This is a genomic window from Pseudomonas sp. Z1-12 (genome assembly GCF_051132015.1).
GTDB classification, from domain to species: Bacteria; Pseudomonadota; Gammaproteobacteria; order Pseudomonadales; family Pseudomonadaceae; genus Aquipseudomonas; species Aquipseudomonas zanjanensis.
This window is the reverse complement of record NZ_CP071647.1, coordinates 1,561,977-1,578,036: the sequence shown is the minus strand read 5'-3', so window position 1 is coordinate 1,578,036 and position 16,060 is coordinate 1,561,977. Positions and strand designations below refer to the sequence as shown.

Genomic DNA, 16,060 nt, shown 5'->3' with positions numbered 1-16,060 from the left:
CACCGCTATCGCGAGCAAGCTCGCTCCCACAGGGGATTTTCGTCAAGGCTGCTTTTGTGGCGAGGGAGCTTGCTCCCTCGCCACAGGGTATTTCACTCGCCTGGCGTTATTCGCTGTCCAGGTCCTTGCGCCGATACGGGAACACATCGATCACCTTCCCCGCCCGGATCGCGTCCTGCAGGCCTTTCCAGTAGTCAGCGTTGTACAACTCGCCGTGCAACTGGTCGAACAGCTTGCGCTGCCCGGCGTCGGCGAACAGGAACGGCGGGAATTCTTCGGGGAAGACGTCCAGCGGGCCGATGGAATACCAGGGCTCGGAAGCCATTTCGTCTTCCGGTGTACGGGGCTGGGGGATGTGGCGGAAGTTGGCTTCGGTGAGGAAGCAGATTTCATCGTAGTCGTAGAACACCACACGGCCGTGGCGGGTCACGCCGAAGTTCTTGAGCAGCATGTCGCCGGGGAAGATATTGGCCGCCGCCAGTTGCTTGATCGCCAGGCCATAGTCTTCCAGCGCCTCGCGCACCTGGTCCGGGTTGGCGTTTTCCAGATAGAGGTTCAGCGGCGTCATCCGGCGTTCGGTCCAGCAGTGGCGAATCAGCACCGTCTCGCCTTCCACCGACACCGTGGACGGCGCCACTTCCAACAGTTCCTCCAGGCAGGCCGGCTCGAATTTGCTCAGGGGAAAGCGGAAATCGGCGAACTCCTGGGTATCGGCCATGCGCCCGACGCGGTCGACGCTTTTCACCAGTCGGTATTTTTCGATCACCGTGGCCCGGTCGACGTTTTTCGACGGCGAGAAGCGGTCCTTGATGATCTTGAACACAGTGTTGAAGCCCGGCAGGGTGAACACGCTCATGACCATCCCGCGCACGCCCGGCGCCATGATGAACTGGTCGTCGGTGTTCGCCAGGTGGTTGATCAGTGCCCGGTAGAACTCGGACTTGCCGTGCTTGTAGAAACCAATGGAGGTGTACAACTCGGCGATGTGCTTGCCCGGCAGGATGCGCTTGAGGAAGCCGATGAATTCCGCCGGCACCGGCACGTCCACCATGAAGTACGAACGGGTGAACGAGAAGATGATCGACACCTGCGCCTCGTCGGTGATCAGCGCATCGATCTGGATACCCCGGCCCTCGCGGTGCAACAGAGGGATCACCAGCGGCCATTGGTCGTCGCGGGTGTAGATCCGGCCCACCAGGTAGGCGCCCTTGTTGCGATAGAGCACCGAGGAAAACAACTCCACCGTCAGCTCCGGGTCCTTGCAGACCCAGTCCGGCAGGTTCTCGCGCAACTGCGCTTCGAGGCGCTGCAGGTCCCCCGGCAAATCGGCGTAGTCCTCGCTGAAACGGTAATCGGCGAAGACGCTCTCCAGCATCCGGTCCAACTGCCCCTGGGGCTTGTAGGTGCGCGTCTGGGCGGCGCGGGCCCGGCGCAGGCTGGGCCGGGTGGTGTGGATGAACATGGTGCCGTCGCTGATCAGGTCGTGGCTGAACAGCCCGCAGAAGATCGAGTTGTACCAGGTTTCCGACAGCTCATCGTCGAAGCGCAGGTCGATCAGGCTGATGTAGGCACTTTTGACCAGCGGCCAGCAGCCCACATCCATCAGGGTTTCGGCATCGAAGGCCTTGTGCAGCTTGGCGACGGTTTCGAAGACTTTTTCTTCATACAAGTTGATGCGCGCCGCCGAAGCCGCTTGGGCCTCCAGCCACCGGGCCTGCTCGAACCGGGCGCGAGCGCCATCGGTAATCTGCCGGAAATGCTCACGATAATCGTCGAAGCCGTCGAGGATCGAACGGGCGATTTCGATAGCGGGCCATGGCTGCGGCATAAGGTAAACCTCGGCGGGTCATGCTTGTTATTGGCGACTGAGCTTAGAGGCCAATCACGCGGCAACGCAACCATTGCCATCGGTATGCAAGGCGGCGACACTTGCCCCCCCATCAAGGAAGGAGTGGCTCGTGAACCTCGTCGATATCCTGCGTTTACTGTCATTGGCCGCCATCTGGGGCGCCAGTTTCCTGTTCATGCGCATTATCGCCCCCGTTATCGGCACGATTCCCACTGCGTTCTTCCGTGTGTCCATCGCCTTCGTCGGGCTGCTGGTGATCCTGGCCCTGATGCGCGTCGACTGGAATTTTCGCGGCAAGCTCAAAGTCGTGATGGTGCTGGGCCTGATCAACTCGGGCATTCCGGCCACGTTCTATTCGCTGGCGGCCCAGGTGCTGCCGGCCGGTTACTCGGCGATCTTCAATGCCACCACGCCGCTGATGGGGGTGTTGATCGGCGGTTTGTTCTTCAGCGAAAAACTCACCTTGGCCAAGGTCGGCGGGGTCTTCCTCGGGCTGCTCGGCGTGGGCATCCTGACCCGCGCCGGCCCGGTGGCGTTCGACCTGCAACTGTTGATGGGCGCCCTCGCCTGCCTGCTGGCCACGACCTGCTACGGCTTTGCCGGTTTCCTCACCCGGCGCTGGCTCGATCACCAAGGTGGCCTGGACAGCCGCCTTTCGGCCCTGGGCAGCATGTTCGGCGCCACGGTGTTCTTGCTGCCGCTGTTTGGCTACAGCGTCATCAGCCAGCCCCCGGCCAGTTGGGGTGGCTGGAGTGTCTGGTTGTCACTGCTGGGCCTGGGCCTGGTGTGCACCGCGCTGGCGTACATCCTTTATTTCCGTCTGCTCAGTTCCATCGGCCCGGTCAAGTCCATGACCGTGACATTCCTGATTCCGCCGTTCGGCGTGTTGTGGGGGGCGTTGTTGCTGGATGAGCCGTTGGGGATGGCGCATTTGTATGGTGGGGTGTTGATTGCGGCGGCGTTGTGGTTGGTGCTCAAGCCCGCAGCTGTTAAACCAGCTGAAGTGTCTGCCCGGTAGTACGCCATCGCGAGCAAGCTCGCTCCCACAGGGTTACGCGCAGACCTCTGTGGGAGCGAGCTTGCTCGCGATGGCGGTGGTTCAGGCAAACAAATAGCTAAGGGCTAGCGGCCCTTACGAAACACAAACACCAACCCCACGATGATCAGCACCATCCCCAGCAAGCTCAGCAACGCCAGCCGGTTGCCGAACACCAGGTAGTCCATGATCGCCGTCACCGCCGGCACCAGGTAGAACAGGCTGGTGACGTTCACCAGATTGCCCCGGGCAATCAAACGGTACAGCAGCAGCGTCGCCAGCACCGACACCACCAGTCCCATCCACAACACCGGCACAAAGAACCCCGTGCTGTATTCGAAATGGAACGGCTGGAACGGCACGAACACCGCGCACAGCACCAGCCCGGCCAGGTACTGCACCGGTAGCGTGCCCAGTGGGTTGTCGGTGATGCGCTTCTGCATGATGGAGCCGACCGTCATGCTGACCAGTGCCAGCAACCCGCACAGCATCCCCGCCAGGGACATGCCGGCCAGGCCGATGCCCTGGTACACCACCATGACCAACCCGACCAAGCCCAACACCAGGCCGAACATCCGCGACCAGGAACGTTGTCGCTCCATGAGCACCACCGTCAGGATCGGTTGCACGCCCATCAAGGTCGCCATGACCCCAGGCGTGACACTCATTTGCAGCGCCAGCAGATAAAAAATCTGATAGGCGCCCAGCAGCACCAGCCCGGTGATCACCGCGTACAGCATCGGCTTGCCGGTCTTGGGCAACTTCAACTTGAGCAACGGAATCAACAGCACCAGCGCGAACAGCGCGATGGCAAAACGGATCAGCAGAAAAGCGAAGGGTGAAGCGTGGGCCAGGCCCAGCTTGGAGAAGATCGCCCCGCTGCTCCACAGCAAAACGAACAGGCTCGTGGAAGCCGCCGCCAACAAGGCGTTTTTGGAAAGGAAAAACATGGATACCACCTGTAGTCAGGCAAAAAGCCAACTCAGCCGAAGCTGAAGTCCAGTAGTTTTTTTTCAGGCGGGCACAGGGGATGGCAACCGTTGCCGATCAGCCCTGAATGCCAACGCCCGGCGGTGATACGACGGCGTACACCGATGAGCTACGGACAGGTGGGGGGTATTGACCGATCTGCGCAGGCTGCTGGTTCCCACACGGCACGACGCCAGCGTTGAACGCTGGAACCACGACCGCGATGACAGGGGATGCAGGCATGAGCCGATCTCTTGGAGAGTGGGTTCGAAAACCCGAAGAGCGCTGACTATAACCAGCGCCCGATGGACTACGCAATGTTTTAAACGAACAACCAATAGCCAAGCGCCGTCAGCACCGCCACCGCCAACACCGGCCGCATCACCCGATAGGCCTTGGGATGCTTGCGTTTGAACTGCTTGACCCGACCGCTGATGCCGTCGCTGAACGACTTGCTCCAGGCATAGGCCTGGTTGATGCCACCGACGTGTTCATCGTCCAGGTTCTGTGGCGCGGTGGCACGGCCGAGGAACGCGCTGATGGTGCGGTTGAGGCGGGTCATCAGCCGACTTTTCAAGGGCCGCTCGACATCACAGAACAGGATCAGTCGGGTCTGCGGGGTTTCGTTCTTGACCCAGTGCACATAGGTTTCATCGAACATGACGTCTTCGCCGTCGCGCCAGGCATAGATCTGACCGTCGACGAAGATACGGCAGCCCTCGGAATTGGGGGTTGAGAGCCCCAGGTGATAACGCAACGAACCGGCGAAGGGGTCTCGGTGAGGGTTCAGATGGCTACCGCCGGGCAGCAAGGCAAACATCGCGCCGCGAACGCTGGGGATCCGACTGACCAGTTCGACCGTCCTCGGGCACAGCAACTCAGCCGACGGCAGCGGTTTGTCGTACCACTTGAGGTAGAAGCGCTTCCAACCCTTCTTGAAGAACGAACCGAAGCCCGCATCGTTGTTCTTCTCGGCGGCTCGAATGTAGCCATCGTCGAACAAGTGCATGGCTTCGTCGCGGATGACTTGCCAGTTGTCCTTGAGCACATCCAGTTCGGGAAATTGGCTGCGATCCAGGTAAGGCCTCGAGGGCACGCCGGAGAACAGGTACATCAAGGCGTTATAGGGGGCGAACAGCGCCGAGTGGTTGACGAACTGACGCAACACCGGCAGCCGCGCCTTACCACGCAAATGCACATAAAGCGTACTGCCCAGGAACAGCAGCAACACCGAGGCCTTGGCGACAAACGAAACGGTCACTTTTTTTAAACTCCTTGTCCAAAAACAACTGACGCAACGCCTACTGCCCGACGTAGTCGGGGGCCATGTTAAATATCCATGGCCCGGGTAAAAACCGTCTGACGGAAGATTCTCTGTTGAGTGAAACGCAATAAACACTTTTTAACAGGCGCCACCTGAACCTTGGCTGACGCATCGAACAATCATTCAACCTACCTGAGATCGCGTGCTCTTGTGGCGAGGGAGCTTGCTCCCGCTGGCGTGCGGAGCGCGCCCCCGGGATTTGGCGACCCGGGTTGAATCCGGGGCGCCTGCTGCGCAGTCGAGCGGGAGCAAGCTCCCTCGCCACACAAGCAGTGCTCGCCACCCATCCTGCCTGCGGTTACTGCTGAGTCTCCTGCTCGGTAAACAGATCACTGAACAACATGCTCGACAAATACCGCTCGCCCGAATCCGGCAGGATCACCACGATGGTCTTGCCCTGCATTTCCGGTTTTTCCGCCAGGCGCACGGCCACGGCCATCGCCGCGCCGCAGGAGATCCCGCAGAGGATGCCCTCCTCCTGCATCAAGCGCAGGGCCATGGCCTTGGACTCGTCGTCAGTGACGCGCTCGACCAGGTCGACGATGGACAGATCGAGGTTCTTCGGCACGAACCCGGCGCCGATCCCCTGGATCTTGTGGGGGCTGGGCTTGATTTCATCCCCCGCCATCGCCTGGGTGATCACCGGCGAAACTTCGGGCTCGACCGCCACCGACAGGATCGGCTTGCCACAGGTGTTCTTGATATACCGTGAAACCCCGGTAATGGTTCCGCCGGTGCCCACGCCCGCGACCAGCACGTCCACGGCGCCGTCGGTGTCGTTCCAGATTTCCGGGCCGGTGGTTTTTTCGTGGATCGCCGGGTTCGCCGGGTTATCGAACTGCTGCGGCATGAAATATTTGGACGGATCGCTGGCCAGGATCTCGGCGGCTTTCTCGATGGCGCCCTTCATGCCCTTCGCCGGTTCGGTGAGCACCAACTCCGCGCCCAGGGCCTTGAGCACCTTGCGCCGCTCGATGCTCATGGAGGCCGGCATGGTCAGCATCAGCTTGTAGCCACGGGCGGCGGCGACGAACGCCAGGCCGATCCCGGTGTTGCCCGAGGTCGGTTCGACAATGGTCATGCCCGGCTTGAGCTTGCCCGAGCTTTCAGCGTCCCAGATCATGTTTGCGCCGATCCGGCACTTGACCGAATACCCTGGGTTACGCCCCTCGATCTTGGCCAGGATGGTCACGCCGCGCGGCGCAATGCGGTTGATCTGTACCAGTGGCGTATTGCCGATGGAATGGGCGTTGTCAGCGAATATGCGGCTCATGGCTGGGTCCTTGATGGGGCGAAATTGAAGCCTTTAAAGGTATGCCTGTTGCCCATGGGCGTCCAGTTGCACCGAACGTTCCCGTTGTTGCGACAGTCAATGGCATTAGGAGGCGCTCCCCCAACAAACGCTGGAGACTGACAGACATGAAGCGTCGATACCGCTGGCCACTGTGGGTTTTCGCCACCCTCGTCGCGGTGCTGGTGGCCCTGCATTTCGCCCTGCCTTACCTGGTACGCGACTACCTGAACGATAAACTGGCCGACATGGGCGATTATCGCGGCCAGATCACTGACGTGGACCTGGCCCTGTGGCGCGGTGCCTACCGGATCAACGGTCTGGAAATCGTCAAGGTCGACGGCAAGGTCCCGGTGCCGTTCGTCAACGCCCCGCTGGTGGACCTGTCGGTGAGCTGGCACTCGCTGTGGTACGACCATGCGGTGGTGTCCGAGGTGGAGTTCACCCGCCCCGAAGTGAACTTCGTCGACGGCGGGGCCAACCGGCAGAACTCCCAGACCGGCCAGGGCACCAACTGGCGCGAGCAACTGAGCAAACTGTTGCCCATCACCTTCAACGAAGTGCGCATCAGGGAAGGCAAGGTCACCTTTCGCAACTTCAACTCCAAGCCCCCGGTCAACCTGCGGGCCACTGACGTCAATGCCAGCTTCTATAACCTGACCAACGTGGTCGACACCGAAGGCAAGCGCGACGCCCGCTTCGAAGGCAAGGCCCTGGTGGCCGAGCATGCGCCCCTGGAAATGCAGGCTACCTTCGACCCCTTGAGCGACTTCGAGGATTTCGATTTCCGCCTGCGGGCCAGGAACATCGAACTCAAGCGCCTCAACGATTTTGCCGCCGCCTATGGCAAGTTCGATTTCAATGCCGGCCACGGCGACCTGGTGATCGAGGCTGAAGCCGATAACGCCCGGCTCAGCGGCTACATCAAGCCATTGCTGCGGGATGTCGACGTATTCGACTGGCAGCAGGACGTGGAGAACCAGAACAAGAACATCTTCCGCTCGGTCTGGGAAGCGCTGGTCGGGACCGGCGAAACGGCCCTCAAGAACCAGCGCAAGAACCAGTTCGCCACCCGGGTGGAACTCAGCGGCAATGTTCACCAGCAGGACATCAGCGCCTTCGAAGCCTTCCTGCAGATCCTGCGCAACGGTTTCGTCCAGGCCTTCAATGCCCGTTATGAACAGCCACCGCCTTCGAAGGATTGAGATTTGCGGCTTTTAGTGGCGAGGGAGCTTGCTCCCGCTGGGCCGCGAAGCGGCCCTAAAAGCCTGCGAGCGCTGCGCACTCGAGCGGGAGCAAGCTCCCTCGCCACAAGACTGAGTCAACATGTGACGCCCCATTCAGAGACTGAATACAGCGTCTGCGTTCACAGTCGGCGCGGCCTCGCGTTATAGTCGGGCACGATATTTATTTCGCGCGCCCCGCCTCGCAGGGCCGGCGACACGTTCGAGGAAATTGCAGATGAAGTTCGAAGGCACCAGCGCCTACGTGGCCACCGATGACCTGAAACTGGCCGTGAACGCCGCCATCACCCTGGAGCGGCCGTTGCTGGTCAAGGGCGAACCAGGCACCGGCAAGACCATGCTGGCCGAGCAATTGGCCGAGTCCTTCGGCGCGCGCCTGATCACCTGGCACATCAAGTCCACCACCAAGGCCCACCAGGGCTTGTACGAGTACGACGCGGTCAGCCGCCTGCGGGACTCGCAGTTGGGCGTGGACAAGGTCAACGACGTGCGCAACTACCTGAAGAAGGGCAAGCTCTGGGAAGCCTTCGAGTCCGAGGAGCGGGTGATCCTGCTGATCGACGAAATCGACAAGGCCGACATCGAGTTCCCCAACGACCTGCTGCAAGAGCTCGACAAGATGGAGTTCTACGTCTACGAGACCGACGAAACCATCAAGGCCAAGCAGCGCCCGATCATCATCATTACCTCCAACAACGAAAAGGAACTGCCGGACGCCTTCCTGCGTCGCTGCTTCTTCCACTACATCGCCTTCCCCGACCGCGTCACCCTGCAGAAAATCGTCGACGTGCATTACCCGGACATCAAGAAGGACCTGGTCAGCGAAGCGCTGGACGTGTTCTTCGACGTGCGCAAGGTGCCGGGCCTGAAGAAAAAACCTTCCACCTCCGAACTGGTGGACTGGCTCAAGCTGCTGATGGCCGACAACATCGGCGAAGCGGTGCTGCGCGAGCGTGATCCGACCAAGGCCATTCCGCCGCTGGCCGGCGCCCTGGTGAAGAACGAACAGGACGTGCAACTGCTCGAGCGCCTGGCGTTCATGAGCCGTCGCGGCACCCGCTGATCCTCTTCGTTTAACAAGAGCGAGGGCGATTGCCATGCTGCTTAACCTGTTCAATGAGATGCGCGCCGCCAAGGTGCCCGTGTCGGTGCGTGAACTGCTGGACCTGATCAACGCGCTGAAACAGCGGGTGATCTTCGCTGACATGGACGAGTTCTATTACCTGTCCCGGGCGATCCTGGTGAAGGACGAACGGCATTTCGACAAGTTCGACCGGGCCTTCGCCGCCTACTTCAACGGCTTGGAGAAGCTCGACGATCACCTCCAGGCGCTGATTCCCGAAGACTGGTTGCGCAAGGAGTTCGAGCGTTCGCTGACCGACGAGGAACGCGCGCAGATCCAGTCCCTGGGTGGCCTGGACAAGCTGATCGAAGAATTCAAGAAACGCCTGGAAGAACAGAAGGAACGCCATGCCGGCGGCAACAAGTGGATCGGCACCGGCGGCACCAGCCCGTTCGGCTCCGGCGGTTTCAACCCCGAGGGCATTCGGGTCGGCGATGCCGGCAAGCGCCAGGGCAAGGCCGTGAAGGTCTGGGACCAGCGCGAATACAAGAACCTCGACGACCAGGTGGAATTGGGCACCCGCAACATCAAGATCGCCCTGCGTCGCCTGCGCAAGTTCGCCCGCCAGGGCGCGGCCGAAGAACTGGACATCGACGGCACCATCGATCACACCGCCCGGGATGCCGGCCTCTTGAACATCCAGATGCGCCCGGAGCGACGCAACACCGTCAAGCTGTTGCTGCTGTTCGACATCGGTGGCTCGATGGATGCCCACGTGAAAATCTGCGAAGAGCTGTTCTCGGCCTGCAAGACCGAGTTCAAGCACCTGGAGTATTTCTACTTCCACAACTTCGTCTACGAATCGGTGTGGAAGAACAACCTGCGCCGCACCTCGGAGCGCACCTCGACCCAGGATCTGCTGCACAAGTACGGTGCCGACTACAAAGTGATCTTCATCGGCGACGCCGCCATGGCGCCCTATGAAATCACCCAAGCCGGCGGCAGCGTCGAGCACTGGAACGAAGAAGCCGGTTATGTGTGGATGCAGCGCTTCATGGAGAAATACAAGAAACTCATCTGGATCAACCCGTACCCCAAGGACACCTGGGGCTACACCGCCTCGACCAACATCGTGCGCGAGTTGGTGGAGGACCGGATGTATCCGCTGACCTTGCGGGGGTTGGAGGAAGGGATGCGGTTTCTTTCCAAGTAAGATTTTTGGTGCCTTATTAGGGCCTCTTCGCGAGCAAGCTCGCTCCCACAAGGGATCTCCTGTGCGACACATATCCAGTGTGGGAGCGAGCTTGCTCCGGGCGGCGATCCGACGATGCTTTTAGCGGTTTAACAACCCCCGCATACACTCCACCTGCTGCCGATGCGCAACCTCCTGCACCACCGGCCGCAACCGCACCTGCGCCCCGGGCAGGCATTGCGCCAGCCGGGCCAGGGACAGCGGCGTCAACGCCCCCAGGCGTGGATAACCACCGATGGTTTGCCGGTCATTGAGCAACACGATCGGCTGGCCGTCCGGCGGCACCTGCACGGCACCGAGGGGAATGCCCTCGGAAATCATCGCCGGCCCCTGATATTCCAACGCCGTGCCCAGCAAGCGCATGCCCATGCGGTCGGCGCGACTGTCCAGCGTCCACGCAGTGTTGAACGCGTCGAACAGGCTGCGCCCACTGAACGCGCCATTCTGCGCACCGAGGATCAGGTCCAGCGGCTGCGCTTGCTGGAAATCCGGAATCCGCATGTGGGGCATGGGCCGCGGTGTCGCCGAGCCCGAATAGCTCAAGTGTTCACCGCGACTCAGCGCCCGCCCCCGCCCATCCAGGCCACCGAGTTCCTCGCGGACCACCGTTGCCCGGCTGCCCAGCACCGTCGGTGCGTTGAAACCACCGGGGGCCGCCAGGTAGGCCCGGGCACCCAGCACGGGCTGGGTGAGCGCCAGGACCTGGCCTTTGCGCAAGCTGAAGAAACGCCACGATGCCACGCCCTGGCCGTCTATCCGCGCGCCCAGGTCAGCCCCGGCCAGCGCCAGCACGCAATCCTCGTCGGCCACCACGGTAAAGCCGCCGAGGGTAATCTCCACCACCGCCGCGTCCAGGTCATTGCCCAGCATCCAATTGGCCCAGGCCATCGACAACCAATCCGCCGCGCCACCCTGGGTCACGCCCAGGTGTCTCACGCCGAAACGGCCGGCGTCCTGCAACAGGCACAGCGGCGTGCTGGCCTCGATCAACAACCGGCTCATGCCTGGGCCTCCAACGGTGTGTCGTCGCCACCCAGGGCGATGAATTCGGCGTGATCCACGGCGGCAAAACGTACCGTATCCCCCGGCTGCATCAGGCTGTAGCCGTCACGCTCACGATCGAACAGCTTGGCCGGGGTGCGCCCGATCAGGTTCCAACCGCCGGGCGAGACCACTGGATACGCCGCGGTCTGACGCTCGGCAATACCGACGCTGCCCGCTGCCACGCGCTTGCGTGGCGTGTCGAGGCGCGGTGCGGCCAGTTCTTCGTCCACCAGCCCCATGAAGGCGAAACCGGGGGCGAAGCCCAGGGCAAACACCTGGTACTCCCGTTCGCTGTGGCGGCGGATCACCTGGGCGACCGTCAAGCCGCTGCGGCTCGCCAACAGCTCAAGCTCCGGCCCGACGCTAAGGTCGTACCACACCGGCAGCACATGGCATTGGCCGGCCGAGCGGGCATCCGGTGAAAGGTTATGCAGCGCCTCGTCGATCAAATCGCGGGCCTGGACCGGGTTCAGGGCGAGCAAATCGTAGTGCACCATCAAGGTGGTGTAGGACGGCACCAGATCGATCAAACGCTCGGCAAACACCGCTCGCAGGCGCTCGCTGGCGGCGAGCATCCAGGGCATGTTGGCCTCGGCGATTTCATCGAACAGGCGCACCATCAGGCAGTCCACCGCCACCACTTCCACGCGTGGTTTCATGGCGCACTCTGCCGGTCCAGGGCTTCGCGGATGCGCTGCACGGCCGCCACGGAACTGGCGTTGTCGCCGTGCACGCACAAGGTATTGGCCATAAGGTGCAAGGCACTGCCGTCGCTGGCGGTCAATGCATCGCCACGGGCGATGGTCAGGGCCTGCCCGATGATGACCTCGGGATCGTGATGCACCGCCCCCGGTGCCTGTCGCGAAACCAGGCGACCGGCACTGTCATAGGCCCGATCGGCAAAGGCCTCGAACCACAGGGTCAGGCCGTACTCGTCGCCCAGGGCCTGGGCGGCGCTGTTGTCCCGGGTCGCCATGAGCATCAGCGGCAGTTGCCGGTCATAGGCCGCGACGGCCTGGATCACGGCGCGCAGTTGCACCGGGTTGGCCATCATGTCGTTGTACATCGCCCCGTGGGGCTTGACGTAGCTGACTCGCCCGCCCTGGGCCCGGCAGATGCCGTCGAGGGCGCCGATCTGGTAGTGCAGCAAGTCCTGCAGCTCCTGGGCGCCATAGGCCATGGAACGACGGCCGAAGCCCGCCAGGTCCTGATAGGCCGGGTGCGCGCCGATCCGCACGCCGTGGCTCAGGGCCAGGCTGACGGTCTTGCGCATGATGCTCGGGTCGCCGGCATGGAAGCCGCAGGCAATGTTGGCGCAATCGATGAAGGGCATCACCTCGGCGTCCAGACCCATGGTCCAGTTGCCGAAGCTTTCGCCGATATCGCAATTCAGTAGCAGGCGGTTCACGGTGAACGCTCCTGTAGGTTTTTTCTTCTTTGACTGTGGGGCCAAGCCATGGAGCCCAGGCCCCCACAGGGTATCAGTTACTCGGCTTCCAACTGCTTGCCTTGGGTTTCCGGCAGGCTCAGGGCCGCGAGGATCACCACGCCGTAGGACACCGCCGCGAACGCGCCGATACCCACGCTCAGCGGCACCTTCTGGCTCAAGATACCGATCAACAGCGGGAACAATGCCGCCACCGCCCGGCCAATGTTGTAGCAAAAGCCCTGGCCCGAACCGCGGATGCGCGTAGGAAACAGCTCGGTGAGGAACGAGCCCATGCCGCTGAACATCCCGGAAGCGAAAAAGCCCAGGGGAAAGCCCAACCACAGCATCACGTTATTGCTCACCGGCACCTGGGTGTACAGCAGGACGATGGTGAACGATCCGACAGCGTACAGAACGAAGTTCTTCTTTCGTCCCAGGATGTCCGACAGGTACGCGCTGATGACATAGCCCACGTAGGAACCGACGATCACCATCGCCAGGTAGCCACCGGTGCTCAATACACTCAAGCCCCGTTCATTCTTGAGAAACGTCGGCAGCCAGGACGTGATGGCGTAGTAGCCGCCCAGGGCACCGGTGGTCAGCAGCGAGGCACGCAGGGTGGTGAAGAGGATGCCAGGGGCAAAAATCTCGTAGAACTTCGCGGGATTTTCCGGCGTCAACCGGGCCTTGGTCTGGTTATAGACTTCCGGGTCCTTGACCAGCCGGCGAACGAAAATCACGAATACGGCCGGCACGATGCCGAGGATGAACAGTGCGCGCCAGGCATCTTCCGGCGGCAACACCGAGAACAGCAGCGCATACAGAATCGCCGTCATGCCCCAGCCCAGCGCCCAACCCGATTGCACCATGCCTACCGCCTTGCCGCGGTCCTTGGCACGGATCACCTCGCCCATCAGCACCGCACCGGCGGTCCACTCGCCGCCGAAGCCGAAGCCCATCAAGGTGCGGGCGATCAACAGCTGTTCATAGTTCTGGGCAAAGCCGCACAAAAAGGTGAAGAACGCGAACCACAGCACCGTCAGTTGCAAGGTGCGCACCCGACCAATCCGGTCCGAGAGAATACCCGCCACCCAGCCGCCAATGGCCGACGCGATCAAGGTGCTGGTGTGGATCAGGCCTGCCTGGCCGGTGGTGATGCCCCACATCGCGATCAGGGTCGGCACCACGAAACTGAGCATCTGGGTGTCCATGCCGTCCAGGGCGTAACCGATCTTGCAGCTCCAGAAGGTGCGACGTTCCTGCTGGTTGATGTTGCGATACCAATCGAACGGGCCAGAACGGGCCTGGGGTTGGGGGACGCCGAGCGTGTCGGGTGCACTCATGGTGGTTCTCCACGGTTTTATTGTTGTGAGTCTCGACGACGCTGACGTGGAGACCGTTGCCCCGATTCTTGAGCGCACGGCCGATCCCGTCCAACGAATAAAACCTTGGCTGGGTCATAAGAAAAATTTGATTGGGCAGCACATCACCCGCAAAGGCAGACCGCTTTTGTGGCGAGGGAGCTTGCTCCCGCTCGAGTGCGTAGCGCTCGCAAAATCTTGGGGCCGCTCCGCAGCCCAGCGGGAGCAAGCTCCCTCGCCACAGGAAGCTCACTGAACCATCGAGTCAGAGCCCGCGCAGGTCACGCTCTTCAATCGGCCGGCTCTGGCGCAGGCGCTTGCCGCCGAGCACCACCCAGTCGATCAGGCGGAACAGGCATTCCAGGCCGAACGACAGCAACATCGCGCCGCTGATGCCCCAGATCATCGCTTCGGGGGTCAGCAGGATCTGGTAGCTGTAGCCGTTCCAGGTTTCCTTGCGGATGTCCGGATCGGCGGCCAGCGCCACTTGCAGCAGGCGGATGTACCACGGGCCTTGCATCGCCTGGAATTGCTTGTCCAAGGCCTGCTGGCGCACGAGCAAGGTGTTCAGGCTGTCGGCGTCGCTGCGAAAGATCGGGTCTTCGCTGGCGCGGTAATGGGCCACCAGCGCCTGCATGTCACCCTTGAAAAATTGGTTGGCGGTGCCCTGGAAACCTTGCAGGCCGGTCTGCGCCTCGATCAGGTGAGCCTCGACCCGCTTGGCGTAATCATTGATGAACCCTGGCACCTGGACCCCAACCAACAGGCCCACCGCGAACAACACCAGCCGTAGATAACTGAGCAACATAGCGTGACGTCCTTATTCGGTCCGGCCCTGGCTGACGCATTCGCCGCGTCGCCACAGGCTCCATTGGCCCGGTTCGTAGCGGGTCCAGGTTTCGTTTTCGGTCAAGGGTTCGGTGGCGATCACCGTGACCACGTCGTTGGGTGTGGTTTCCGCCTGGAAATCGACAATCACGTCCACATCCTTGAGCCGCGCCGGGCCGAACGGCGCGCGACGGGTGATCTGGGCCAGTTTGGTCGAGCAATAGCAGAACAGCCAGTCGCCATCGCTGAGCAGGCAATTGAACACGCCTTTGCTGCGGTATTCGGTGCAGGCCTCGATCAACGACGGCAGCAACTGTTCCACTTCCACCGGTTCGGGGAAGGCCTGGCGCACGCGGTTGAGCAGATCGCAGAAAGCCGCTTCGCTGTCGGTGTCGCCCACCGGGCGGTAGAAGCTTGCGCCCGGCTGGAAATCGGCGAGTTGGCCGTTGTGGGCGAAACACCAGTTGCGGCCCCACAACTCACGCACGAACGGATGGGTGTTGGACAGGCAGACCTTGCCGACGTTGGCCTGACGGATATGCCCGATCACCACTTCGCTCTTGATCGGATAACGTTGCACCAGGTTCGCCACTTCCGATTCGCTGCTGGCGGCCGGGTCCTGGAACAGGCGCAGGCCACGGCCCTCGTAGAAGGCGATGCCCCAGCCGTCCCGGTGCGGCCCGGTCTTGCCGCCGCGCTGCATCAGCCCGGTGAAGCTGAACACGATGTCGGTCGGCACATTGGCGCTCATGCCCAGTAACTCACACATGCTCGAACTCTCGCTTCAAGGGGCAGGCCTGCTTACAGGCGCGGTTCGATACGCGAACGCTGGGGGTTGCTCGGCACGGGCGGGCGACCGTAACGGTCATCCCCGGCCACGCCGAATGGTGGTTCGTCCTCCGGCTCATCGGCCGCGGCGGCGGCTTTGGCGGCGGCAGCCCGTTCCTTGCGCGCGTTGGCGGCCCGCTCGATGGGGAAGCGGATCAGCACGATCACCAGGTAGAGGCCGAAGGCGATCATGCCGTACATGAGCAGGTCGGACGCCGCCCGCCAGGCGTTGTTGCCAACCTTGAACAAGATGTCCAGGGCGACAATGGCCAAGGCCGGGGCAACCTTGTCCTTCACCGGGTCGACGACGGTGGGGCTGAACAGCAACACCGCCATCAGCAAGCGCAGCGGTTCACGCAACCAGCGCCACATCCAGCGCGTCATGCGCATCCACACCAGCAGGCAGCCCAGGGCGGCGAAGGCGTAGAGGCCCCAGGCGATCAGATAGTCATTCTCGGTCATGGTGTCCATGGCAAGGCAGGCAAAGAGGCGCTTATAGTAACGGCTTTTCGCGCGTCAGGCTGCCCCGGCGTCTGGCGAAT

The 16,060-nt window shown here is 62.1% G+C and carries 15 protein-coding genes; 4 read left to right on the top strand and 11 right to left on the bottom strand.

What is annotated here, in order from left to right; all coding sequences use genetic code 11:
• Positions 1-106 precede the first annotated feature (106 nt).
• The gene (aceK, locus tag J3P85_RS07050) at positions 107-1,828 is read right to left on the bottom strand and encodes a bifunctional isocitrate dehydrogenase kinase/phosphatase (protein ID WP_434705327.1); all 1,722 of its coding nucleotides are present in this window, start codon (positions 1,826-1,828) and stop codon (positions 107-109) included.
• Between the two features lie 130 nt (positions 1,829-1,958).
• Here aceK and J3P85_RS07045 point away from each other — a divergent pair, with 130 nt between their 5' ends.
• Positions 1,959-2,867, top strand: a complete 909-nt coding sequence (locus tag J3P85_RS07045; RefSeq protein ID WP_434705326.1) for a DMT family transporter — start codon at positions 1,959-1,961, stop codon at positions 2,865-2,867.
• Between the two features lie 104 nt (positions 2,868-2,971).
• Here J3P85_RS07045 and J3P85_RS07040 read toward each other — a convergent pair whose 3' ends face one another.
• From J3P85_RS07040 to cysK, 3 genes are all read right to left on the bottom strand, one after another.
• Complete coding sequence (locus tag J3P85_RS07040) at positions 2,972-3,835, bottom strand: DMT family transporter (protein ID WP_434705324.1); 864 nt, start codon at positions 3,833-3,835, stop codon at positions 2,972-2,974.
• Positions 3,836-4,176: 341 nt separating this feature from the next.
• Positions 4,177-5,115 carry an aspartyl/asparaginyl beta-hydroxylase domain-containing protein gene (locus J3P85_RS07035; RefSeq protein WP_434705323.1) on the bottom strand — a complete coding sequence of 313 codons (939 nt, stop codon included), beginning with the start codon at positions 5,113-5,115 and terminating at the stop codon, positions 4,177-4,179.
• Between the two features lie 361 nt (positions 5,116-5,476).
• Positions 5,477-6,451 carry a cysteine synthase A gene (gene cysK / locus J3P85_RS07030; RefSeq protein WP_411386758.1) on the bottom strand — a complete coding sequence of 325 codons (975 nt, stop codon included), beginning with the start codon at positions 6,449-6,451 and terminating at the stop codon, positions 5,477-5,479.
• 146 nt (positions 6,452-6,597) lie between these two features.
• Here cysK and J3P85_RS07025 point away from each other — a divergent pair, with 146 nt between their 5' ends.
• The 3 genes from J3P85_RS07025 to J3P85_RS07015 all read left to right on the top strand — a co-directional run bounded on the left by J3P85_RS07025 (position 6,598) and on the right by J3P85_RS07015 (position 9,989).
• A complete protein-coding gene (locus J3P85_RS07025; RefSeq protein WP_434705322.1) occupies positions 6,598-7,674 on the top strand; it encodes a DUF748 domain-containing protein in 1,077 nt (358 codons plus the stop codon).
• Between the two features lie 256 nt (positions 7,675-7,930).
• Positions 7,931-8,776, top strand: a complete 846-nt coding sequence (locus tag J3P85_RS07020; protein ID WP_411386756.1) for an AAA family ATPase — start codon at positions 7,931-7,933, stop codon at positions 8,774-8,776.
• A 34-nt stretch (positions 8,777-8,810) separates the two neighbouring features.
• Positions 8,811-9,989 carry a vWA domain-containing protein gene (locus tag J3P85_RS07015; RefSeq protein ID WP_003198888.1) on the top strand — a complete coding sequence of 393 codons (1,179 nt, stop codon included), beginning with the start codon at positions 8,811-8,813 and terminating at the stop codon, positions 9,987-9,989.
• Positions 9,990-10,109: 120 nt separating this feature from the next.
• Here the strand turns inward: J3P85_RS07015 and J3P85_RS07010 are convergent, their stop codons facing one another.
• The 7 genes from J3P85_RS07010 to J3P85_RS06980 all read right to left on the bottom strand — a co-directional run bounded on the left by J3P85_RS07010 (position 10,110) and on the right by J3P85_RS06980 (position 15,989).
• A complete protein-coding gene (locus J3P85_RS07010) occupies positions 10,110-11,030 on the bottom strand; it encodes a biotin-dependent carboxyltransferase family protein (protein ID WP_434705321.1) in 921 nt (306 codons plus the stop codon).
• Complete coding sequence (gene pxpB / locus J3P85_RS07005) at positions 11,027-11,731, bottom strand: 5-oxoprolinase subunit PxpB (RefSeq protein ID WP_434705320.1); 705 nt, start codon at positions 11,729-11,731, stop codon at positions 11,027-11,029. Before pxpB ends, J3P85_RS07010 begins: the two co-directional genes overlap by 4 nt.
• Entirely contained in the window at positions 11,728-12,480 is a 753-nt protein-coding gene (locus J3P85_RS07000; RefSeq protein WP_434705319.1) for a 5-oxoprolinase subunit PxpA, read from the bottom strand. Before J3P85_RS07000 ends, pxpB begins: the two co-directional genes overlap by 4 nt.
• A gap of 77 nt (positions 12,481-12,557) precedes the next feature.
• Positions 12,558-13,844, bottom strand: coding sequence for an MFS transporter (locus J3P85_RS06995; protein WP_060738732.1), 1,287 nt, complete (start codon positions 13,842-13,844; stop codon positions 12,558-12,560).
• Between the two features lie 283 nt (positions 13,845-14,127).
• Positions 14,128-14,670: a DUF2937 family protein gene (locus J3P85_RS06990; protein WP_003184238.1), complete on the bottom strand. Its 543-nt coding sequence runs from the start codon at positions 14,668-14,670 to the stop codon at positions 14,128-14,130.
• A 12-nt stretch (positions 14,671-14,682) separates the two neighbouring features.
• Complete coding sequence (locus tag J3P85_RS06985; protein WP_411386751.1) at positions 14,683-15,459, bottom strand: class II glutamine amidotransferase; 777 nt, start codon at positions 15,457-15,459, stop codon at positions 14,683-14,685.
• 32 nt (positions 15,460-15,491) lie between these two features.
• Positions 15,492-15,989, bottom strand: coding sequence for an MFS transporter (locus J3P85_RS06980; protein WP_250962775.1), 498 nt, complete (start codon positions 15,987-15,989; stop codon positions 15,492-15,494).
• Positions 15,990-16,060 lie beyond the last annotated feature (71 nt).